The organism is Pseudomonas sp. SJZ080 (assembly GCF_007828295.1).
GTDB lineage: Bacteria > Pseudomonadota > Gammaproteobacteria > Pseudomonadales > Pseudomonadaceae > Aquipseudomonas > Aquipseudomonas migulae_A.
Genome location: NZ_VIUK01000012.1, coordinates 135233 through 156237, shown reverse-complemented (window position 1 = coordinate 156237; position 21005 = coordinate 135233). Strand labels below are relative to the sequence as shown.

The window sequence follows — 21005 nt, the reverse complement described above, 5'->3', positions numbered from 1 at the left end:
AGATCAGTTTTCACAATTCAACATTTGAGGAAGCTTCATGGATTGGAAACCCCACATCACCGTCGCCACCATCGTCGAAGACAACGGCTGTTTCCTGATGGTCGAAGAAACCAAACACGGACGAACGGTACTCAACCAGCCCGCGGGTCACCTCGACCCGGACGAAACCCTGATCGAAGCCGCCGTACGCGAAACCCTTGAGGAAACCGGCTGGGACGTCGAGCCGACTGGCGTGGTGGGCATTTACCTCTACACTGCCCCAAGCAACGGCGTGACCTACCAGCGGGTCTGCTTCAGCGCAAAACCCCTCAAGCATCACCCCGACTATCAGCTGGACGACGGTATTGTCGGCGCAAAATGGCTGACACGTGACGAACTGCTGGAACAGCGCGCAAACTGGCGCAGTGAGCTGATCATCCGCTGTATCGATGATTATCTGGACGGCAAACACTTCAGTCTCGAACTGATCCGCCCTTCTCTTTAGCCTTGCGGGCTTCGGCCTGCTAGAATCGCGTCCTTTTTCAAGACACTCATTGAATCCCTATGCGTGATCCAGCCCCTTCTGACACACAAAAGAAGCGCGTCATTGTCGGCATGTCCGGCGGCGTGGACTCTTCCGTTTCCGCTCTCCTGCTGATCGAGCAGGGTTATGAGGTGGAAGGCCTGTTCATGAAGAACTGGGAAGAAGACGATGGAACGGAATACTGCACCGCCATGGATGACCTGGCGGACGCCCAGGCCGTGTGCGACAAAATTGGCATCAAGCTGCACACCGCCAACTTCGCCGCCGAGTACTGGGACAACGTGTTCGAGCACTTCCTCGCCGAATACAAGGCCGGTCGCACGCCAAACCCGGACATCCTGTGCAACCGCGAGATCAAGTTCAAGGCGTTCCTCGACTACGCCATGGTGCTGGGCGCCGACCTGATCGCCACCGGTCACTACGTGCGCCGCCGCGACATCGATGGCCGCACCGAGCTGCTCAAGGGCCTGGATCCGAACAAGGACCAGAGCTACTTCCTGCACGCCGTCGGCGGCGAACAGATCGCCAAGACGCTGTTCCCGGTCGGCGAACTGGAAAAACCCCAGGTACGCGCGATTGCCGAGAAATACGAACTGGCGACCGCAAAGAAAAAGGATTCCACCGGGATCTGCTTTATCGGCGAGCGCCGTTTCAGCGATTTCCTCAAGCAATACCTTCCGGCCCAGCCCGGCGAAATCAAGACCACCGAAGGTGACGTCATCGGCCGCCACCACGGCTTGATGTACCACACCATCGGCCAGCGCCAGGGCCTCGGCATCGGCGGTTTGAAAGACGCCAGCGACGAGCCGTGGTACGTGCTGATCAAAGACCTGGAGCACAACGAATTGATCGTTGGCCAGGGCAATGACCACCCTTACCTGTTTTCCCGCGCCCTGCTCGCCTCGGACATCTATTGGGTCAACCCGATCGACCTGACCGAGCCGCGCAAGCTGACCGCCAAAGTCCGCTATCGCCAGAGCGACCAGCCTTGCACGCTGGAAAAGACTGCCACCGGCTACCGCGCGACCTTCGATGACCCGCAACGCGCGGTCACCCCGGGTCAGTCCGTGGTGTTCTACGACGGTGAAATCTGCCTTGGTGGCGGCGTGATCGAAGTGGCGGAACCGTGGACCAGCAAAGGCACTCTTCAAGGCGCGCAGCAATGAGCCCGACTCAGGAGCAACTGACGGCGCTGGGCGGCGTGTTTCTCGCTGCCGTGCTGGTCGACAAGATCGCCAAGACCGGCCAGACCACCGAAGCCGGCCTGACGTGCATGCTCGGCAGCCTGTTGATTCGCGACCCCAAGGACACGCTGGAAGTCTACGGCGGCGACGACATCAACTTGCGCGAAGGCTACCGCGCCTTGATTGGTGCCCTTGAGCGCGACCCGAGTACCCTTCAGCGCGAACCGCTGCGTTACGCCCTGGCGATGCTCGGGCTGGAGCGCCAACTGGCCAAGCGCAGCGACATGCTGGACGTAATCGGCAAGCGCCTGCCGCAGATTCAGTCTCAGGTCGAGCACTTCGGCCCGGCCCACGAAAACGTGATCGCGGCGTGTGGTGCGCTGTATCAGGACACGCTGAGCACCTTGCGCCAACGGATTCAGGTTCACGGTGACATGCGCAACCTGCAGCAACCGAGCAACGCCTCGAAGATCCGCGCGCTGTTGCTGGCGGGGATTCGCTCGGCGCGCCTGTGGCGGCAGTTGGGCGGTCATCGCTGGCAGTTGGTGGTCAGCCGTCGCAAGTTGCTCAAAGAGCTTTACCCGCTGATGCGCAGCAGCTGAACCGCGCCCGCAACACTGCTTTAAATCTGTAACGCGTAATACGCCGGTCAGTTGGCAACGGACCGGCGGATTTTTTCATGTATGATACGCGCCCCATTTCGTTGCCCGACTGTCCGAGAACACCCCATGCAGCTTTCTTCGCTCACTGCGGTTTCCCCTGTTGACGGCCGCTACGCCGGCAAAACCCAGGCCCTGCGCCCAATTTTCAGCGAATACGGTCTGATCCGTGCTCGCGTTCTGGTTGAAGTGCGCTGGCTCCAGCGCCTGGCCGCTCACCCTGCCATCAGCGAAGTGCCGGCGTTCTCCGCCGAAGCCAACGCAGTGCTGAACACCCTGGCGGAAAACTTCTCTCTGGAGCACGCCGAACGCGTCAAAGAGATCGAGCGCACCACCAACCACGACGTCAAAGCCATCGAATACCTGCTCAAAGAGCAAGCGGCCAAGCTGCCTGAACTGGCTGCCGTCAGCGAATTCATCCACTTTGCCTGCACCAGCGAGGACATCAACAACCTGTCCCACGCCCTGATGCTGCGCGAAGGCCGTGATGACGTGATGCTGCCGCTGATGCGCCAGACCGCCGACGCCATCCGCGAACTGGCCATCCGCTTCGCCGACGTGCCAATGCTGTCGCGCACCCACGGTCAGCCGGCCTCGCCGACCACCCTGGGCAAAGAGCTGGCAAACGTGGTTTACCGTCTGGAGCGTCAAATCGCTCAGGTCGCTGCCGTTCCGCTGCTGGGCAAGATCAACGGCGCTGTCGGCAACTACAACGCTCACCTGTCGGCCTACCCTGAGATCGACTGGGAAGCCAACGCCCGCGCCTTCATCGAAGACGAACTGGGCCTGGGCTTCAACCCGTACACCACGCAGATCGAACCGCACGACTACATCGCCGAGCTGTTCGACGCGATCGCCCGTTTCAACACGATCCTGATCGACTTCGACCGCGACATCTGGGGCTACATCTCCCTGGGTTATTTCAAGCAGCGCACCATCGCTGGCGAAATCGGTTCGTCGACCATGCCGCACAAGGTCAACCCGATCGACTTCGAAAACTCCGAAGGCAACCTGGGTATCGCCAACGCACTGTTCCAGCACCTGGCGAGCAAGTTGCCGATCTCCCGCTGGCAGCGCGACCTGACCGACTCCACCGTCCTGCGTAACCTCGGCGTCGGTTTCGCCCACAGCGTGATCGCGTACGAAGCCAGCCTCAAAGGCATCAGCAAACTGGAGCTCAACGCTCAAAAGATCGCTGCTGACCTCGACGCTTGCTGGGAAGTCCTGGCCGAACCGATCCAGACCGTCATGCGTCGCTACAACATCGAAAACCCGTACGAGAAGCTGAAAGAGTTGACCCGCGGCAAGGGCATCAGCCCTGAAGCGCTGCAAACTTTCATCGATGGCCTGGACATGCCTGCCGCTGCCAAGGCCGAGCTGAAATTGCTCACCCCGGCGAACTACATCGGCAACGCTGTAGAGCAAGCCAAGCGCATCTGATCGACCGCTTTACCCGTTTGAGACGCCCGGCAGCGCCGGGCGTTTTTATTCCCGTCTGAAAAGTGCTTTTTTTCAATAGGTTACACATGAATCCTGATATTCCTCTTCAACTTCTGGGTGGCATCACGGCGCGCGAATTCCTGCGTGACTACTGGCAGAAAAAACCGCTGCTGATCCGTCAGGCGATCCCTGATTTCGAAAGCCCGATCGACGCCGACGAACTGGCCGGCCTGGCGCTGGAAGAAGAAGTTGAATCGCGCCTGATCATCGAACACGGCGAGCGTCCTTGGGAATTGCGCCGCGGCCCGTTCGCCGAAGATGAATTCAGCAAATTGCCGGAACGCGAGTGGACCCTGCTGGTTCAAGCGGTTGACCAGTTCGTGCCGGAAGTCAGCGAATTGCTGGAACAGTTCCGCTTCCTGCCGAGCTGGCGCATCGACGACGTAATGATCAGCTTCGCCGCCCCTGGTGGCAGCGTCGGTCCGCACTTCGATAACTACGACGTGTTCCTGCTGCAGGGCCACGGCAAGCGCAACTGGAAAATCGGCCAGATGTGCAACTCCGAGAGCCCGCTGCTGCAACACGCGGACCTGCGCATCCTCGCCGACTTCGAAGCCACCGATGAGTGGGTACTGGAACCGGGCGACATGCTGTACCTGCCGCCGCGCCTGGCTCATTGCGGCGTGGCCGTTGACGATTGCCTGACCTATTCCGTCGGTTTCCGTGCGCCGAGCGCCGCTGAAGTGCTGACCCACTTCACCGACTTCCTCAGCCAGTTCCTGACGGACGAAGAGCGTTACACCGACGCCGATGCCCTGCCTGCAGTCGATCCGCATCAGATCCAGCACGACGCCCTTGATCGCTTGAAAGGCCTGCTGGCCGAGCACATGAGCGATGAGCGCCTGCTGCTGACCTGGTTCGGCCAGTTCATGACCGAGCCGCGCTACCCGGAACTGGTGGTCGGCCCGGAAGAAATCGAAGAAGAAGACCTGCTCGCCAGCCTCGAGCAAGGCGCTGTGCTGATCCGCAACCCAAGTGCACGCCTGGCATGGTCCGAAGTCGATGACGACCTGCTGCTGTTCGCCAGTGGCCAGAGCCGTTACCTGCCGGGCAAGCTGCGCGAGCTGCTGAAAATGATCTGCGCCGCCGATTCGCTGCACATCGACAACCTCGGCGAGTGGCTGAGCGATGAAGACGGTCGCGGCCTGCTGTGTGAACTGATCAAGCAAGGAAGCCTGGGGTTCGCTGATGAATAAAATTCACGTACGTGTCGCAGACTGGCAAAAGGACAACGCCGAGGTCCGGCGCATTCGTGAGACGGTGTTCATCGCCGAGCAATCCGTTCCGCCCGAGCTGGAATGGGATGCCGATGACGCAACAGCGGTGCACTTTCTGGCCTTCGAAGGCGACTTTCCGATTGGCACCGCCCGCCTGTTGCCCGACGGGAATGTCGGCCGGGTGTCGGTGCTGAAAGACTGGCGTGGCTTGAAGGTAGGCGATGCGCTGATGCAAGCGGTGATCGGTGAAGCCGAGAAGCGCGGGCTGAAACAGCAGATGCTGAGCGCGCAGGTTCAGGCTACGGCGTTCTATGAGCGCCTGGGCTTCAGCCTGGTCAGTGAGGAGTTCCTGGAAGCCGGGATTCCGCATGTGGACATGGTGCGGCACTCGGCTTAAAACCGCGGCGCAGCCTTCGCGAGCAAGTCGAATCGTCGCACCATCGCTCCCACACTGGATTGATGGTGCTGCTGCAATTTGTCACAACACCCTAATCCCTGTGGGAGCAGGCTTGCCCGCGAAGAGGCCCGAAAGAACACCACAAAACGCCCCGCCATTTTCGGATGCCGGGGCGTTTTGCTGCCTGTGGTTCAACTTGCCCCACGACGGGCCGACAAACTGGCAATATCAACACACTCTGTAGGAGCGAGCTTGCTCGCGAAAAATTCACAGGCGCCGCATTTTTCCAGAGAGCACGCGCCATCGTTCACGACCATCGCGAGCAAGCTCGCTCCTACACACAAACCTCAAGGCCGGAGATAACGGATATGTCCCTACGCACCCTGCTCACCACGCTGCTACTGACCTGCAGTTTTTCGGTCATGGCCGCCACCGAGATCGTGCCGTTGAACTACCACACCAGCGCCGACATGCTGCCGATGGCCCAGGATTTCATCGGCAAGGATGGCCAGGTCAGCGCCTACGGCAATCAACTGATCGTCAATGCCGATCAGCGCAAGATCGACGAACTTAAGGCGCTTATCGCCCAACTCGACACTCAGCCAAAGCGTTTGCTGATCACCGTCGACACCAACGAAAACAACTTCCAGGACGACCAGGGTTATTCAGTCAATGGCGCCAAACCGAGCCAGACCCGAATCATCAATCGCAGCACCGAAAGCCGTGACGGCGGCATTCAGCAAGTCCAGGCCAGCGAAGGCGCACCGGCACTGATCCAGGTGGGCCAAAGCGTGCCGCTGACCAGCACGCAGATCGATGCCTATGGCGATCCTCGCAGCCAGACCGAATACCGCAACGTCACCCAGGGCTTCTACGTCACCGCGAGCGTCACCGGCGACATCGTTCACCTGTCGATCAGCACAAACCGTGACCGCATGAGCCAGGAGCATCCCGATGTAGTGAACGTGCAAAGCACCGACACAACCGTCACCGGACGCCTCGGCGAATGGATCACCCTGGCCGGCGTGAACCGCCAGACGCAGGCCGACAAACAGGGCCTGACCCGCAGCTACTCGACTCAGGGACGGGATGACATGACCCTGCGGGTGAAAGTCGATACTTTGGACTAAGCCACCGAAAACTGACTGATTAGTCGTATTAGACCAAAGATGTAGTGCTTGAAAAAAAGCACTACAAAACGTTTGACGAGCCAAAAAAGCGAAGGCATGATGGCCTCGCTCCCGCTAATCAGGGGCCCTGGCAAGGGCCTTCGAAGCGATGCTCGTATCTACCCCGCGAGCCGTTTCGTGTCTGTACCGCCCACAAGGTGTGTTTGACGAGGTTGCCGACTGGAACGAAGTTGTCCCGAGGGACGGAAGCGTATTTAGGTAAACCCGGCATCACACTGAAGTTCGTAAAAAGGCCCACGACGCCCGAATGCGCTCGCCAGTTCGCCCTTACCTGCTCACTTCCCCTCGAGCCCATCGTTCATCCCGTCGCCAACCCCGCCGAATCCGACTTGACCGCCTAAGCTTCTGGTCAGCGAGCAGCCTTTTACGCCTTTCAAATATGCGTAGCTGGCAGGAGCAGGAATTTTCCACCCAAGACCTATGCGACGAGGTTTATCTCCATGGCACTGACACGCGAACAGCAAATTGCAGCCCTCGAAAAAGACTGGGCTGAAAACCCACGCTGGAAAGGCGTGACACGCGCTTACTCCGCTGCTGACGTCGTCCGCCTGCGTGGCTCGGTTCAACCTGAGCACACCTTTGCAAAAATGGGCGCCGAGAAGCTCTGGAACCTGGTAACCCAGGGTGCCAAGCCGTCCTTCCGTCCTGAGAAAGATTTCGTCAACTGCATGGGCGCCCTGACCGGCGGCCAGGCTGTACAACAAGTCAAAGCCGGTATCCAGGCGATCTACCTGTCGGGCTGGCAAGTGGCTGCGGACAACAACTCCGCCGAATCGATGTACCCGGACCAGTCGCTGTACCCGGTGGACTCGGTTCCAACCGTGGTCAAGCGCATCAACAACTCGTTCCGTCGTGCCGACCAGATCCAGTGGAAAGCCGGCAAGAACCCGGGCGACGAAGGTTACATCGACTACTTCGCACCCATCGTGGCTGACGCCGAAGCCGGTTTCGGTGGCGTACTGAACGCTTACGAGCTGATGAAGAGCATGATCGAAGCAGGCGCCGCCGGCGTTCACTTCGAAGACCAACTGGCCTCCGTGAAAAAATGCGGCCACATGGGCGGCAAGGTACTGGTTCCTACCCAGGAAGCTGTACAGAAGCTGACCGCTGCCCGTCTGGCGGCAGACGTTGCCGGTACTCCGACCATCATCCTGGCCCGTACCGACGCTAACGCAGCTGACCTGCTGACTTCCGACTGCGACCCGTACGACCAGCCATTCGTGACTGGCGAACGTACCCAGGAAGGCTTCTACAAAGTGCGCGCCGGCCTGGACCAGGCAATCGCTCGCGGCCTGGCTTACGCACCGTACGCCGACCTGATCTGGTGCGAAACCGCCAAGCCGGATCTGGACGAGGCTCGTCGCTTCGCTGAAGCGATCAAAAAGGAATACCCGGACCAACTGCTGTCGTACAACTGCTCGCCTTCCTTCAACTGGAAGAAAAACCTGGACGACGCGACCATCGCCAAGTTCCAGCGCGAATTGTCCGCCATGGGTTACAAGCACCAGTTCATCACCCTGGCCGGCATTCACAACATGTGGCACAGCATGTTCAACCTGGCGCACGACTACGCCCGCAACGACATGACTGCCTACGTGAAACTGCAAGAGCAGGAATTCGCTGACGCCGCCAAGGGTTACACCTTCGTGGCTCACCAGCAGGAAGTGGGCACCGGCTACTTCGACGACATGACCACCGTGATTCAAGGTGGCACGTCTTCGGTAACCGCGCTGACCGGTTCGACTGAAGAAGAACAGTTCCACTGATCTGACTCACCGAAACAAACGGCCGTTGCGGACCGAATAAAAAGCTAACCGCAACGCCGCGCATCTGACGCCCCGACTGGTTCGGGGCGTTTTTTTGCCCGCGATTTACCTGCCACCACAACACCCTGTGGGAGCGGGCTTGCTCGCGAAAGCGGTTTATCATTCAACATCTCTGCTGACTGGCCTACCGCTTTCGCGAGCAAGCCCGCTCCCACAGGGGGGGGGGTGGTGATTCAGGGAAAATCCTTGATCCAGAGCAGTTTCAAGAGCAGGAAAAAAGGGTAAAAAGACCCCGCCCGCTACTTGCAGTAACGCGCATATAAGACAACTTCCCGGCCGCCCACCCGTTAAACAGTTTAAAAACCAAGCCAAACAATATTGATTATCATTTAGCAACAACTATGTTCGTTACATTCCCTACAAAACATAATTGATGAAAACCCGGCTAATGCCCGCAACGCATGGGCTGCGTGGGTCTGGAGGCTCGCTATGTCCTTATTCCGCTAAATAATTTCGCTATCTGAATTTTACTTGCACGGTGTTGTGCCATAAAATCAGCGGGATTGATTGCTGCGACATATCGTCACTGCTTTGTTTCTTTTCAAGCTCAGAGACCTTTGCTCTCTGTTAAGGATTACCAGCATGCCCGAAGCGACAGGACTCATGGCCCACAACTGGGGCTTTGCCATTTTCCTTCTAGGCGTCGTCGGCCTCTGTGCCTTCATGCTGGGTGTTTCCAGCCTCCTCGGGTCAAAAGCCTGGGGCCGCAGCAAAAACGAACCGTTCGAGTCCGGCATGCTACCTACAGGTGGCGCCCGCTTGCGGCTCTCAGCCAAATTCTATCTGGTCGCGATGCTCTTCGTGATCTTCGATATCGAAGCCCTCTTTCTCTTTGCCTGGTCTGTGTCCGTCCGCGAAAGCGGCTGGACCGGATTCGTCGAAGCTCTCGTTTTCATAGCAATTCTGTTGGCAGGCCTTGTCTACCTATTCCGAGTGGGCGCCCTTGACTGGGCTCCGGAAGCTCGTCGTAAGCGGCAAGCGAAGCTGAAACAATGAGGCTTTGGCAATGCAATACAATCTCACCAGGATCGACCCCGATGCTCCTAACGAGCAGTATCCGATTGGCGAACGGGAAACCGTTTCCGATCCGTTAGAAGATCAAGTCCACAAAAACATCTTCATGGGCAAGCTCGAAGACGTGCTTAACGGCACGATCAACTGGGGGCGCAAGAACTCCCTGTGGCCGTATAACTTCGGTCTTTCGTGCTGCTACGTGGAAATGACCACCGCCTTCACGGCGCCCCACGACATCGCGCGCTTTGGCGCCGAGGTTATCCGGGCATCGCCGCGCCAGGCGGATTTCATGGTTATCGCCGGTACCTGCTTCATCAAGATGGCGCCGATCATCCAGCGTCTCTACGAGCAAATGCTCGAACCTAAATGGGTAATCTCCATGGGTTCGTGCGCCAACTCCGGTGGCATGTACGACATCTACTCTGTCGTTCAAGGGGTGGACAAGTTCCTGCCCGTGGACGTCTACGTGCCTGGCTGCCCGCCCCGCCCTGAAGCTTTTCTGCAAGGCTTGATGCTCTTGCAAGAGTCGATTGGACAGGAGCGTCGTCCGCTTTCCTGGGTCGTTGGTGATCAAGGCGTATACCGCGCCGAGATGCCTTCCGAAAAGGAAAAGCGCCGCGAACAGCGAATCGCAGTCACCAACCTGCGCAGCCCCGACGAAGTCTGATCCAGATCTGCTTCTTTAATAGAACGAGACACTGGCTTCATTCTTTACGTTGACCGAAAGCGATAAATAACCATGACTACAGGCAGTGCTCTGTACATCCCGCCTTATAAGGCAGACGACCAGGATGTGGTCGTCGAACTGAACAACCGTTTTGGTCCCGAGGCGTTCACCGCCCAGCCTACCCGCACCGGCATGCCGGTGCTTTGGGTTGCCCGTGCCAAACTCGTCGAAGTCCTGACCTTCCTGCGCAACCTGCCCAAGCCGTATGTCATGCTCTATGACCTGCACGGCGTGGACGAGCGTCTGCGCACCAAGCGTCAAGGGCTGCCGAGCGGCGCCGACTTCACTGTGTTCTATCACCTGATGTCGATCGAACGTAACAGTGACGTGATGATCAAGGTCGCCTTGTCCGAGAGCGACCTCAGCGTACCGACCGTGACCGGCATCTGGCCGAACGCCAACTGGTACGAGCGTGAAGTGTGGGACATGTACGGCATCAACTTTGCCGGCCACCCGCACCTGACCCGCATCATGATGCCGCCGACTTGGGAAGGTCACCCGTTGCGCAAGGACTTCCCGGCCCGTGCCACCGAGTTCGACCCGTTCACCCTGAACCTGGCCAAGCAACAGCTTGAGGAAGAAGCCGCGCGCTTCAAGCCTGAAGACTGGGGCATGAAGCGTTCCGGTGCGAACGAGGACTACATGTTCCTCAACCTCGGCCCCAACCACCCTTCCGCGCACGGTGCGTTCCGCATCATCCTGCAGCTGGACGGTGAAGAGATCGTCGACTGTGTGCCGGACGTCGGTTACCACCACCGTGGTGCCGAGAAGATGGCCGAGCGTCAGTCCTGGCACAGCTTCATCCCGTACACCGACCGTATCGACTACCTCGGCGGCGTGATGAACAACCTGCCGTACGTGCTCTCGGTCGAGAAGCTGGCCGGTATCAAGGTGCCCGAGAAGGTCGACGTCATCCGCATCATGATGGCCGAGTTCTTCCGGATCACCAGCCACCTGCTGTTCCTGGGGACGTACATCCAGGACGTCGGCGCCATGACTCCGGTATTCTTCACCTTCACCGACCGCCAGAAGGCGTACACGGTGATCGAAGCCATTACCGGTTTCCGTCTGCACCCGGCCTGGTACCGCATCGGTGGCGTCGCGCACGACCTGCCGCGCGGCTGGGAAAAACTGGTGAAAGACTTCGTCGAGTGGATGCCAAAGCGTCTGGACGAGTACCAGAAAGCCGCACTGGACAACAGCATCCTGCGTGGCCGGACCATCGGCGTCGCTGCCTACAACACCAAAGAGGCCTTCGAATGGGGCGTCACCGGTGCAGGCCTGCGTTCGACCGGTTGCGATTTCGACCTGCGTAAAGCCCGCCCGTACTCCGGGTACGAGAACTTCGAATTCGAAGTGCCGCTGGCCGCCAATGGCGATGCCTACGATCGTTGCATCGTGCGCGTCGAAGAAATGCGCCAGAGCATCAAGATCATCGAGCAGTGCATGCGCAACATGCCGGAAGGCCCGTACAAGGCGGATCACCCGCTGACCACGCCGCCGCCCAAAGAGCGCACCCTGCAACACATCGAGACCCTGATCACGCACTTCCTGCAAGTTTCGTGGGGCCCGGTCATGCCGGCCAACGAATCCTTCCAGATGATCGAAGCGACCAAGGGCATCAACAGTTATTACCTGACGAGCGATGGCGGCACCATGAGCTACCGCACCCGGATTCGCACCCCAAGCTTCCCGCACCTGCAGCAGATCCCTTCGGTGATCAAAGGCAGCATGGTCGCGGACTTGATCGCGTACCTGGGTAGTATCGATTTCGTTATGGCCGACGTGGACCGCTAAGCATGAATAGCACGCTTATCCAGACAGACCGTTTCACCTTGAGTGAAACCGAGCGCTCGGCCATCGAGCACGAGCTGCATCACTACGAAGACCCGCGCGCGGCGTCGATCGAAGCCTTGAAGATCGTCCAGAAGGAACGTGGCTGGGTGCCTGACGGCGCGCTCTACGCCATCGGCGAGATCCTCGGCATCCCGGCGAGCGACGTTGAAGGCGTGGCAACGTTCTATAGCCAGATCTTCCGTCAGCCTGTCGGCCGCCACATCATTCGCGTCTGCGACAGCATGGTCTGCTACATCGGCGGCCATGAATCGGTGGTCAGCGAAATCCAGAGCAAACTCGGCATCGGCCTGGGTCAGACCACCTCCGACGGTCGTTTTACCCTGCTGCCGGTCTGCTGCCTCGGCAACTGTGACAAGGCGCCGGCGTTGATGATCGACGACGACACTTTCGGTGATGTGCAGCCTGCCGGCGTTGCCAAATTGCTCGAGGGCTACGTATGACCCTGACTTCCTTCGGTCCTGCCAACCGCATCAAGCGTTCGGCCGAGACTCACCCGCTCACCTGGCGTCTGCGTGACGACGGCGAAGCTGTCTGGCTCGACGAGTACCAGGCCAAGAACGGTTACGCCGCTGCGCGCAAGGCCTTCGCCGACATGGCTCAGGACGATATCGTCCAGACCGTGAAAGACGCCGGCCTCAAGGGTCGCGGCGGTGCAGGCTTCCCCACCGGCGTGAAGTGGGGCCTGATGCCGAAAGACGAATCCATCAACATCCGCTACCTGCTGTGCAACGCGGATGAAATGGAGCCGAACACCTGGAAAGACCGCATGCTGATGGAGCAACTGCCCCATCTGCTGATCGAAGGCATGCTGATCAGTGCCCGCGCACTGAAAACCTACCGTGGCTACATCTTCCTGCGTGGCGAATACACCACCGCCGCCAAGCACCTCAACCGTGCCGTGGAAGAAGCCAAGGCAGCCGGCCTGCTGGGCAAGAACATCCTGGGCAGCGGCTTCGATTTCGAGCTGTTCGTCCACACCGGCGCCGGACGTTACATCTGCGGTGAAGAAACCGCACTGATCAACTCCCTCGAAGGCCGCCGCGCCAACCCGCGCTCCAAGCCGCCCTTCCCTGCCGCCGTTGGCGTGTGGGGCAAGCCGACTTGCGTGAACAACGTTGAAACCCTGTGCAACGTCCCGGCGATCATCGCCGACGGCGTGGACTGGTACAAATCGTTGGCGCGCGAAGGCAGCGAAGACATGGGCACCAAGCTCATGGGCTTCTCCGGCAAGGTCAAGAACCCGGGCCTGTGGGAATTGCCATTCGGCGTCACCGGTCGCGAGCTGTTCGAAGACTACGCCGGCGGCATGCGCGACGGTTACAAGCTCAAGTGCTGGCAGCCAGGCGGCGCCGGTACCGGTTTCCTGTTGCCGGAACACCTCGACGCACAAATGTACGCCGGCGGCATCGCCAAAGTGGGCACCCGTATGGGTACCGGCCTGGCCATGGCGGTGGACGACAGCGTCAACATGGTGTCCCTGCTGCGCAACATGGAAGAGTTCTTCTCCCGTGAGTCGTGCGGTTTCTGCACCCCGTGCCGTGACGGTCTGCCGTGGAGCGTCAAGCTGCTGCGCGCAATCGAGAACGGTGAAGGGCAAGCCGGCGACATCGAGACCCTGCTGGGTCTGGTCGGTTTCCTCGGCCCAGGCAAGACCTTCTGTGCTCACGCACCGGGCGCCGTGGAGCCGTTGGGCAGCGCAATCAAATACTTCCGCCATGAGTTCGAAGCCGGCATCGCGCCTACCAGCGCCGTCGTCCCGCCTCTGGCAAGGCCGATCGTAGTCGGCGCTTAACGCTTAAAAAGGCGAAGGGTCCGTGCCCTTCGCCTTTCGTTCGATGACGCCTTTTATGGGCTGTTTGGATTCGGACGAATAACAAGATTCCATTAGCCACGCCCGCTGACACCGGGCCAACGAAGAACTTTGAACCATGGCCACTATCCACGTAGACGGCAAAGAGCTCGAAGTCGATGGGGCAGACAACCTGTTACAGGCATGTCTGTCGCTAGGCCTCGATATCCCATATTTCTGCTGGCACCCAGCCCTTGGCAGCGTTGGCGCTTGCCGCCAGTGTGCGGTCAAGCAGTACACCGACGAGAACGACAAGCGTGGTCGGATCGTCATGTCGTGCATGACGCCAGCTACCGACGGCAGCTGGATCTCCATCGACGACGAAGAAGCGAAAGTATTCCGCGCCAGCGTCGTTGAATGGCTGATGACCAACCACCCGCATGACTGCCCGGTCTGTGAGGAAGGCGGTCACTGCCACCTGCAAGACATGACGGTGATGACCGGCCACAACGAGCGCCGTTATCGCTTCACCAAGCGTACTCACCAGAACCAGCAACTGGGCCCGTTCATTTCTCACGAGATGAACCGCTGCATCGCTTGCTACCGCTGCGTGCGCTTCTATAAGGACTACGCCGGCGGCACCGACCTCGGTGTGTTTGGCGCCCACGACAACGTGTACTTCGGTCGCGTTGAAGACGGCACCCTGGAAAGCGAGTTCTCCGGCAACCTCACCGAGGTCTGCCCGACCGGTGTGTTTACCGACAAGACTCACTCCGAGCGCTATAACCGCAAGTGGGACATGCAGTTCTCGCCGAGCATCTGCCATGGCTGCTCCAGCGGTTGCAACATCTCCCCGGGCGAGCGCTACGGTGAACTGCGTCGTATCGAAAACCGCTTCAACGGTTCGGTCAACCAGTACTTCCTGTGCGACCGTGGCCGTTTCGGCTATGGCTACGTCAACCGCGAAGACCGCCCGCGTCAGCCTTTGCTGGCCAACGGCACCAAGCTGAGCCTCGACGAAGCGCTGGATAAAGCCGCTGACCTGCTGCGTGGTCGCAACATCGTCGGTATCGGGTCGCCGCGTGCCAGCCTCGAAAGCAACTACGCGTTGCGCGAGCTGGTCGGCGCCGAGCACTTCTACTCCGGTATCGAAGCCGAGGAGCTTGAGCGCATTCGCCTGGTCATGCAGGTGTTGAAAGACAGCCCGCTGCCGATCCCGAACATGCGCGACATCGAAGACCACGACGCGATCTTCGTCCTCGGTGAAGACCTGACCCAGACTGCCGCCCGCATGGCGCTGTCCCTGCGTCAATCGGTCAAGGGCAAAGCCGAAGACATGGCCGATGCCATGCGCGTTCAGCCTTGGCTCGACGCCGCGGTGAAGAACATCGGTCAGCACGAACTGAACCCGCTGTTCATCGCCAGCCTGGCTGAAACCAAGCTCGACGACATCGCCGAAGAATGCGTTCACGCAGCTCCCGACGACCTGGCCCGCATCGGTTTCGCCGTGGCTCACGCCATCGACGCCAGCGCCCCTGCCGTTGAAGGCCTGGACGCTGAAGCCGTTGAACTGGCTCAGCGCATCGCCAATGCCCTGCTGGCCGCCAAGCGTCCGCTGATCATTGCCGGTACGTCCCTGGGTTCCAAAGCGCTGATCGAAGCGGCGGCGAACATCGCCAAGGCCCTGAAGCTGCGCGAGAAGAACGGCTCCATCAGCCTGATCGTGCCAGAGGCCAACAGCCTCGGCCTGGCCATGCTCGGTGGCGAATCGGTCGATGCAGCCCTGCAAGCGGTGATCGAAGGCCGTGCCGACGCCATCGTCGTGCTGGAAAACGATCTGTACACCCGCACCGACAAAGCCAAGGTTGATGCTGCCCTGACCGCCGCGAAAGTGGTGATCGTGGCGGACCATCAGAAGACCGCTACCAGCGATCGCGCGCACCTGGTTCTGCCAGCCGCCAGCTTCGCTGAAGGCGACGGTACGCTGGTCAGCCAGGAAGGTCGTGCCCAGCGCTTCTTCCAGGTCTTCGACCCGAAATACATGGACGCGAGCATCCTGGTTCACGAAGGCTGGCGCTGGCTGCATGCCCTGCGTGCCACCCTGCTGAACCAGCCGATCGACTGGACCCAACTGGACCACGTCACCGCTGCCGTCGCTTCGAGCACACCGCAACTGGCGCGCATCGTCGATGCCGCACCGTCCGCCGCGTTCCGCATCAAGGGCATGAAACTGGCCCGCGAACCGCTGCGTTACTCGGGTCGTACCGCCATGCGCGCCGACATCAGCGTGCACGAACCGCGTACCCCGCAAGACAACGACACCGCGTTCAACTTCTCGATGGAAGGTTACTCGGGCTCGGTCGAACCGCGTCAGCAAGTACCATTTGCCTGGTCTCCGGGCTGGAACTCGCCGCAAGCCTGGAACAAGTTCCAGGACGAAGTCGGTGGTCACATCCGCGCTGGCGACCCGGGCACCCGCCTGATCGAAAGCAGCGGCGACTCGCTGAACTGGTTCGCCGCTGTTCCGCGCGCATTCAACCCGGCGCCGGGCACCTGGCAGGTCGTGCCGTTCTTCCACCTGTTCGGCAGCGAAGAGAACTCTTCGAAAGCCGCTCCGGTTCAGGAACGCATTCCGGCTGCCTACGTGGCGCTGGCCAAGTCCGAAGCCGATCGTCTGGGTGTCAATGACGGCGCCATGCTGAGCTTGAACATCGCTGGCCAGACCTTGCGTCTGCCGCTGCGCATCAACGAAGAGCTGGGCGCCGGTCTGGTTGCATTGCCTGCGGGCATCGCCGGCATTCCGCCAGCGATCTTTGGCAAATCCGTTGACGGTCTGCAGGAGGCAGCGCTATGACTTGGTTCACTCCTGAAGTGATCAGTGTGATCATCTCGGTCATCCAGGCCATTGTGATCCTGCTCGCCGTTGTGGTGTGCGGCGCGCTGCTGAGCTGGGTCGAGCGTCGTTTGCTCGCCCTCTGGCAGGACCGTTATGGTCCGAACCGCGTCGGCCCGTTCGGCGCGTTCCAGATCGCGGCCGACATGATCAAGATGTTCTTCAAGGAAGACTGGACGCCACCGTTCGCCGACAAGATGATCTTCACCCTGGCACCGGTCGTGGCCATGAGCGCCCTGCTGATTGCCTTCGCGATCATCCCGATCACCCCGACCTGGGGCGTGGCGGACCTGAACATCGGCATCCTGTTCTTCTTCGCCATGGCCGGTCTGTCGGTCTACGCGGTGCTGTTCGCCGGCTGGTCGAGCAACAACAAGTTCGCCCTGCTGGGCAGCTTGCGTGCCTCGGCGCAAACCGTGTCGTACGAAGTGTTCATGGGTCTGTCGCTGATGGGCATCGTGATCCAGGTCGGCTCGTTCAACATGCGCGACATCGTTGATTATCAAGCCCAGAACCTGTGGTTCATCATTCCGCAGATCTTCGGTTTCCTGACCTTCTTCATCGCCGGCGTCGCCGTGACTCACCGTCACCCGTTCGACCAGCCGGAAGCGGAGCAGGAACTGGCCGACGGTTACCACATTGAATACGCCGGCATGAAATGGGGCATGTTCTTCGTCGGCGAGTACATCGGTATCGTGCTGATTTCGGCGCTGCTGGTGACCTTGTTCTTCGGTGGCTGGCACGGTCCGTTCGGCATTCTGCCGCAGATCCCGTTCATCTGGTTCGCGCTGAAAACCGCGTTCTTCATCATGATCTTCATCCTGCTGCGCGCCTCGATTCCGCGCCCACGGTATGACCAAGTGATGGATTTCAGCTGGAAGTTCTGCCTGCCGCTGACCCTCGTCAACATGCTGGTGACCGCTGCGATCGTGTTGCTCAACACGCCCGCCGTCGCGGCTCAGTGAGGATAGAGAATCATGAAGTACATATTTGACATCGTGCATGGCTTCTTCACCCAGCTTCGCAGCCTGGTGATGATTTTCGGCCACGCCTTCCGCAAGCGCGACACGCTGCAGTACCCGGAAGAAGCCGTGTACCTGCCGCCGCGCTACCGTGGCCGTATCGTCCTGACCCGCGACCCTGATGGTGAAGAGCGTTGTGTAGCCTGCAACCTGTGCGCCGTGGCGTGCCCGGTCGGGTGCATCTCGCTGCAGAAAGCTGAAACCGAAGACGGTCGCTGGTACCCGGACTTCTTCCGCATCAACTTCTCGCGCTGCATTTTCTGCGGCCTCTGCGAGGAAGCCTGCCCGACCACCGCGATCCAGCTGACACCGGATTTCGAGATGGCCGAGTTCAAACGTCAGGACCTGGTTTACGAGAAAGAAGATCTGCTGATCTCCGGCCCCGGCAAAAACCCTGATTACAACTTCTATCGTGTTGCAGGTATGGCGATTGCCGGGAAGCCGAAAGGCTCCGCGCAGAATGAAGCCGAACCGATCAACGTGAAGAGCTTGCTGCCTTAAGGAAGAAAGATGGAATTCGCTTTCTATTTCGCATCGGGTATCGCTGTGGTGTCCACGCTTCGCGTGATCACCCACACCAACCCTGTGCACGCCCTGCTCTACCTGATCATTTCGCTGATCGCCGTGGCCATGACGTTCTTCGCCCTCGGCGCACCGTTTGCCGGTGTTCTGGAAGTGATTGCCTACGCTGGCGCCATCATGGTGCTGTTCGTGTTCGTGGTGATGATGCTGAACCTGGGCCCCGCCTCGGTTCAGCAAGAGCGCGTCTGGCTCAAGCCCGGCATCTGGCTCGGCCCGGTGATTCTCGGCACCCTGCTGCTGGTTGAACTGCTGTACGTGCTGTTCAGTCACCAGAGCGGCCAAGCCATCGGCCACACCACCGTAGACGCCAAGGCCGTGGGCATCAGCCTGTTCGGTCCGTATCTGCTGGTGGTCGAACTCGCCTCGATGCTGCTGCTGGCCGCAGCCGTCACGGCGTTCCACTTGGGCCGCAACGAAGCCAAGGAGCAATGACGATGCCTGCTATCCCTTTGGAGCATGGTCTGGCGGTCGCCGGCATCCTGTTCTGCCTCGGTCTGGTCGGCCTGATGGTCCGCCGCAACATTCTCTTCGTGCTGATGAGCCTGGAGGTCATGATGAATGCCTCCGCGTTGGCGTTCATCGTTGCCGGTAGCCGCTGGGCGCAGCCGGATGGACAGATCATGTTCATCCTGGTGATCAGCCTGGCAGCCGCCGAGGCCAGTATCGGCCTGGCGATCCTGCTGCAACTGTATCGCCGCTTCCACACGCTCGATATCGACGCTGCCAGTGAGATGCGCGGATGAATCTTCTCTATCTGACTTTCGTATTCCCTCTCATAGGTTTCCTGCTGCTGTCGTTCTCCCGTGGACGCCTCTCGGAAAACCTGTCGGCGCTGATCGGCGTCGGTTCCATCGGTTTGTCTGCCATCGTTACGGCCTACGTGATCTGGCAATTCAACGTCGCGCCACCTGAAGGCGGTCACTACACCCAGGTGTTGTGGCAGTGGATGGCGGTGGAAGGCTTCACGCCTAACTTCGCGCTGTACCTGGACGGCCTGTCCGTGACCATGCTCGGCGTGGTGGTCGGCGTCGGCTTCCTGATCCACCTGTTCGCGTCCTGGTACATGCGCGGTGAAGCCGGTTACTCGCGCTTCTTCGCCTACACCAACCTGTTTATCGCCAGCATGCTGTTCCTGGTGCTGGGCGATAACCTGTTGTTCCTGTACTTCGGCTGGGAAGGCGTGGGCCTGTGCTCGTACCTGTTGATCGGTTTCTACTACAGCAACCGCAACAACGGTAACGCCGCACTGAAAGCCTTTATCGTCACCCGCATCGGCGACGTGTTCATGGCCATCGGCCTGTTCATCCTGTTTGCCCAACTGGGCACGCTGAACGTCCAGGAACTGCTGGTGCTGGCACCGCAGAAATTCCAGGCCGGCGACTTCTGGATGGTCATGGCCACCCTGATGCTGCTGGGCGGCGCTGTCGGTAAATCGGCGCAACTGCCGCTGCAAACCTGGCTGGCGGATGCGATGGCCGGTCCTACCCCGGTTTCGGCACTGATCCACGCCGCGACCATGGTGACCGCCGGTGTCTACCTGATCGCCCGGACCCACGGTCTGTTCACCCTGGCGCCAGAAATCCTGCACCTGGTCGGCATCGTCGGTGGCGTGACCCTGGTTCTTGCCGGTTTTGCCGCACTGGTCCAGACCGACATCAAACGTATCCTCGCCTATTCGACCATGAGCCAGATCGGCTACATGTTCCTGGCGCTGGGCGTGGGTGCCTGGGATGGCGCGATCTTCCACCTGATGACCCACGCATTCTTCAAGGCCCTGCTGTTCCTTGCCTCCGGTGCGGTGATCGTTGCCTGCCACCACGAGCAGAACATCTTCAAGATGGGCGGCCTGTGGAAGAAACTGCCTCTGGCCTACGCCAGCTTCATCGTCGGCGGCGCGGCCCTGGCGGCCCTGCCACTGGTGACCGCAGGCTTCTACTCCAAGGACGAAATCCTCTGGGAAGCGTTCGCCAGCGGCAACAATGGTCTGCTGTACGCAGGTCTGGTCGGTGCGTTCATGACCTCGCTGTACACCTTCCGCCTGATCTTCATCGCGTTCCACGGTGAAGCGAAGACCGAAGCGCACGCCGGTCACGGCATCGCTCACTGGCTGCCACTGTCGGTGCTGATCGTATTGTCCACCGCCATTGGCGCGATGATCGTTCCGCCGCTGCACGGTGTGTTGCCGGAAAGCGTCGGCCACGCTGGCGGCGAAGCCAAGCACAGCCTGGAAATCGCCTCGGGTGCAATCGCCCTGGCCGGTATCCTGCTGGCCGCGCTGCTGTTCCTCGGCAAGCGTCGTTTCGTCACTGCAATCGCCAACAGCGGCATCGGCCGCTTCCTTTCGGCCTGGTGGTTCGCTGCCTGGGGCTTCGACTGGATCTACGACAAACTGTTCGTCAAGCCATACCTGGCGATCAGCCACGTACTGCGCAAAGACCCGCTCGACCAGACCATCGGTCTGATTCCGCGTATGGCCAAAGGCGGTCACACCGCCCTGAGCCGTACCGAAACCGGTCAACTGCGTTGGTACGCGGCATCGATGGCAGCCGGCTCCGTGCTGGTCATCGGCGCCATCGTGCTGGTAGCGGTCTGAATATGAACCTTGCGAACTTGCGAAAGGAATTG

General features: G+C 60.0%; 19 protein-coding genes. All 19 read left to right on the top strand.

Annotated features, from left to right (window positions below):
* Positions 1 to 37: 37 nt before the first annotated feature.
* The 19 genes from FBY04_RS17480 (at position 38) to nuoL (ending at position 20973) form a co-directional block, all read left to right on the top strand.
* Positions 38 to 484: an NUDIX hydrolase gene (locus tag FBY04_RS17480; RefSeq protein WP_084321298.1), complete on the top strand. Its 447-nt coding sequence runs from the start codon at positions 38 to 40 to the stop codon at positions 482 to 484.
* Positions 485 to 543: 59 nt separating this feature from the next.
* On the top strand, positions 544 to 1689 hold the full coding sequence (gene mnmA, locus FBY04_RS17475) for a tRNA 2-thiouridine(34) synthase MnmA (RefSeq protein WP_145315901.1): 1146 nt from the start codon (positions 544 to 546) through the stop codon (positions 1687 to 1689).
* Positions 1686 to 2309, top strand: coding sequence for a high frequency lysogenization protein HflD (hflD, locus tag FBY04_RS17470; protein ID WP_084321302.1), 624 nt, complete (start codon positions 1686 to 1688; stop codon positions 2307 to 2309). The genes mnmA and hflD overlap by 4 nt, the downstream gene beginning before the upstream one ends.
* 126 nt (positions 2310 to 2435) lie before the next feature.
* A complete protein-coding gene (gene purB, locus FBY04_RS17465; RefSeq protein WP_084321304.1) occupies positions 2436 to 3806 on the top strand; it encodes an adenylosuccinate lyase in 1371 nt (456 codons plus the stop codon).
* A gap of 86 nt (positions 3807 to 3892) precedes the next feature.
* Positions 3893 to 5062, top strand: a complete 1170-nt coding sequence (locus tag FBY04_RS17460; protein WP_084321306.1) for a cupin domain-containing protein — start codon at positions 3893 to 3895, stop codon at positions 5060 to 5062.
* Positions 5055 to 5480, top strand: a complete 426-nt coding sequence (locus tag FBY04_RS17455; RefSeq protein ID WP_084321308.1) for a GNAT family N-acetyltransferase — start codon at positions 5055 to 5057, stop codon at positions 5478 to 5480. Before FBY04_RS17460 ends, FBY04_RS17455 begins: the two co-directional genes overlap by 8 nt.
* Before the next feature lie 368 nt (positions 5481 to 5848).
* The gene (locus FBY04_RS17450) at positions 5849 to 6610 is read left to right on the top strand and encodes a secretin N-terminal domain-containing protein (RefSeq protein WP_145315899.1); all 762 of its coding nucleotides are present in this window, start codon (positions 5849 to 5851) and stop codon (positions 6608 to 6610) included.
* Positions 6611 to 7110: 500 nt separating this feature from the next.
* On the top strand, positions 7111 to 8436 hold the full coding sequence (aceA, locus tag FBY04_RS17440) for an isocitrate lyase (RefSeq protein ID WP_084321312.1): 1326 nt from the start codon (positions 7111 to 7113) through the stop codon (positions 8434 to 8436).
* A 642-nt stretch (positions 8437 to 9078) separates the two neighbouring features.
* Complete coding sequence (locus tag FBY04_RS17435) at positions 9079 to 9492, top strand: NADH-quinone oxidoreductase subunit A (RefSeq protein ID WP_003223812.1); 414 nt, start codon at positions 9079 to 9081, stop codon at positions 9490 to 9492.
* 10 nt (positions 9493 to 9502) lie between these two features.
* Entirely contained in the window at positions 9503 to 10177 is a 675-nt protein-coding gene (locus FBY04_RS17430; RefSeq protein ID WP_007946424.1) for an NADH-quinone oxidoreductase subunit B family protein, read from the top strand.
* 72 nt (positions 10178 to 10249) lie between these two features.
* Entirely contained in the window at positions 10250 to 12034 is a 1785-nt protein-coding gene (gene nuoC, locus FBY04_RS17425) for an NADH-quinone oxidoreductase subunit C/D (RefSeq protein ID WP_084321316.1), read from the top strand.
* A gap of 2 nt (positions 12035 to 12036) precedes the next feature.
* On the top strand, positions 12037 to 12534 hold the full coding sequence (gene nuoE / locus FBY04_RS17420; RefSeq protein ID WP_145315895.1) for an NADH-quinone oxidoreductase subunit NuoE: 498 nt from the start codon (positions 12037 to 12039) through the stop codon (positions 12532 to 12534).
* Entirely contained in the window at positions 12531 to 13886 is a 1356-nt protein-coding gene (gene nuoF, locus FBY04_RS17415) for an NADH-quinone oxidoreductase subunit NuoF (RefSeq protein ID WP_017339604.1), read from the top strand. The genes nuoE and nuoF overlap by 4 nt, the downstream gene beginning before the upstream one ends.
* A 136-nt stretch (positions 13887 to 14022) precedes the next feature.
* Positions 14023 to 16737, top strand: a complete 2715-nt coding sequence (gene nuoG / locus FBY04_RS17410; RefSeq protein ID WP_145315893.1) for an NADH-quinone oxidoreductase subunit NuoG — start codon at positions 14023 to 14025, stop codon at positions 16735 to 16737.
* A complete protein-coding gene (nuoH, locus tag FBY04_RS17405) occupies positions 16734 to 17741 on the top strand; it encodes an NADH-quinone oxidoreductase subunit NuoH (protein ID WP_084321322.1) in 1008 nt (335 codons plus the stop codon). The genes nuoG and nuoH overlap by 4 nt, the downstream gene beginning before the upstream one ends.
* A gap of 12 nt (positions 17742 to 17753) precedes the next feature.
* Entirely contained in the window at positions 17754 to 18299 is a 546-nt protein-coding gene (gene nuoI / locus FBY04_RS17400) for an NADH-quinone oxidoreductase subunit NuoI (RefSeq protein WP_157712570.1), read from the top strand.
* A 9-nt stretch (positions 18300 to 18308) separates the two neighbouring features.
* Positions 18309 to 18812 carry an NADH-quinone oxidoreductase subunit J gene (nuoJ, locus tag FBY04_RS17395; RefSeq protein WP_084321326.1) on the top strand — a complete coding sequence of 168 codons (504 nt, stop codon included), beginning with the start codon at positions 18309 to 18311 and terminating at the stop codon, positions 18810 to 18812.
* A 2-nt stretch (positions 18813 to 18814) separates the two neighbouring features.
* Positions 18815 to 19123, top strand: a complete 309-nt coding sequence (nuoK, locus tag FBY04_RS17390) for an NADH-quinone oxidoreductase subunit NuoK (RefSeq protein WP_007940879.1) — start codon at positions 18815 to 18817, stop codon at positions 19121 to 19123.
* A complete protein-coding gene (gene nuoL, locus FBY04_RS17385) occupies positions 19120 to 20973 on the top strand; it encodes an NADH-quinone oxidoreductase subunit L (RefSeq protein WP_084321328.1) in 1854 nt (617 codons plus the stop codon). The genes nuoK and nuoL overlap by 4 nt, the downstream gene beginning before the upstream one ends.
* Positions 20974 to 21005 lie beyond the last annotated feature (32 nt).

What these genes read in the sequence shown, in the direction of transcription:
- FBY04_RS17460 (WP_084321306.1), top strand. Translation starts at nt 3,893, where the DNA reads ATGAATCCTGATATTCCTCTTCAACTTCTGGGTGGCATCACGGCGCGC.
- FBY04_RS17430 (WP_007946424.1), top strand. Translation starts at nt 9,503, where the DNA reads ATGCAATACAATCTCACCAGGATCGACCCCGATGCTCCTAACGAGCAG.
- nuoL (WP_084321328.1), top strand. Translation starts at nt 19,120, where the DNA reads ATGAATCTTCTCTATCTGACTTTCGTATTCCCTCTCATAGGTTTCCTG.
- FBY04_RS17450 (WP_145315899.1), top strand. Translation starts at nt 5,849, where the DNA reads ATGTCCCTACGCACCCTGCTCACCACGCTGCTACTGACCTGCAGTTTT.
- nuoI (WP_157712570.1), top strand. Translation starts at nt 17,754, where the DNA reads ATGAAGTACATATTTGACATCGTGCATGGCTTCTTCACCCAGCTTCGC.
- hflD (WP_084321302.1), top strand. Translation starts at nt 1,686, where the DNA reads ATGAGCCCGACTCAGGAGCAACTGACGGCGCTGGGCGGCGTGTTTCTC.
- nuoE (WP_145315895.1), top strand. Translation starts at nt 12,037, where the DNA reads ATGAATAGCACGCTTATCCAGACAGACCGTTTCACCTTGAGTGAAACC.
- mnmA (WP_145315901.1), top strand. Translation starts at nt 544, where the DNA reads ATGCGTGATCCAGCCCCTTCTGACACACAAAAGAAGCGCGTCATTGTC.
- FBY04_RS17480 (WP_084321298.1), top strand. Translation starts at nt 38, where the DNA reads ATGGATTGGAAACCCCACATCACCGTCGCCACCATCGTCGAAGACAAC.
- FBY04_RS17455 (WP_084321308.1), top strand. Translation starts at nt 5,055, where the DNA reads ATGAATAAAATTCACGTACGTGTCGCAGACTGGCAAAAGGACAACGCC.
- nuoK (WP_007940879.1), top strand. Translation starts at nt 18,815, where the DNA reads ATGCCTGCTATCCCTTTGGAGCATGGTCTGGCGGTCGCCGGCATCCTG.
- nuoJ (WP_084321326.1), top strand. Translation starts at nt 18,309, where the DNA reads ATGGAATTCGCTTTCTATTTCGCATCGGGTATCGCTGTGGTGTCCACG.
- nuoG (WP_145315893.1), top strand. Translation starts at nt 14,023, where the DNA reads ATGGCCACTATCCACGTAGACGGCAAAGAGCTCGAAGTCGATGGGGCA.
- aceA (WP_084321312.1), top strand. Translation starts at nt 7,111, where the DNA reads ATGGCACTGACACGCGAACAGCAAATTGCAGCCCTCGAAAAAGACTGG.
- nuoF (WP_017339604.1), top strand. Translation starts at nt 12,531, where the DNA reads ATGACCCTGACTTCCTTCGGTCCTGCCAACCGCATCAAGCGTTCGGCC.
- nuoC (WP_084321316.1), top strand. Translation starts at nt 10,250, where the DNA reads ATGACTACAGGCAGTGCTCTGTACATCCCGCCTTATAAGGCAGACGAC.
- nuoH (WP_084321322.1), top strand. Translation starts at nt 16,734, where the DNA reads ATGACTTGGTTCACTCCTGAAGTGATCAGTGTGATCATCTCGGTCATC.
- purB (WP_084321304.1), top strand. Translation starts at nt 2,436, where the DNA reads ATGCAGCTTTCTTCGCTCACTGCGGTTTCCCCTGTTGACGGCCGCTAC.
- FBY04_RS17435 (WP_003223812.1), top strand. Translation starts at nt 9,079, where the DNA reads ATGCCCGAAGCGACAGGACTCATGGCCCACAACTGGGGCTTTGCCATT.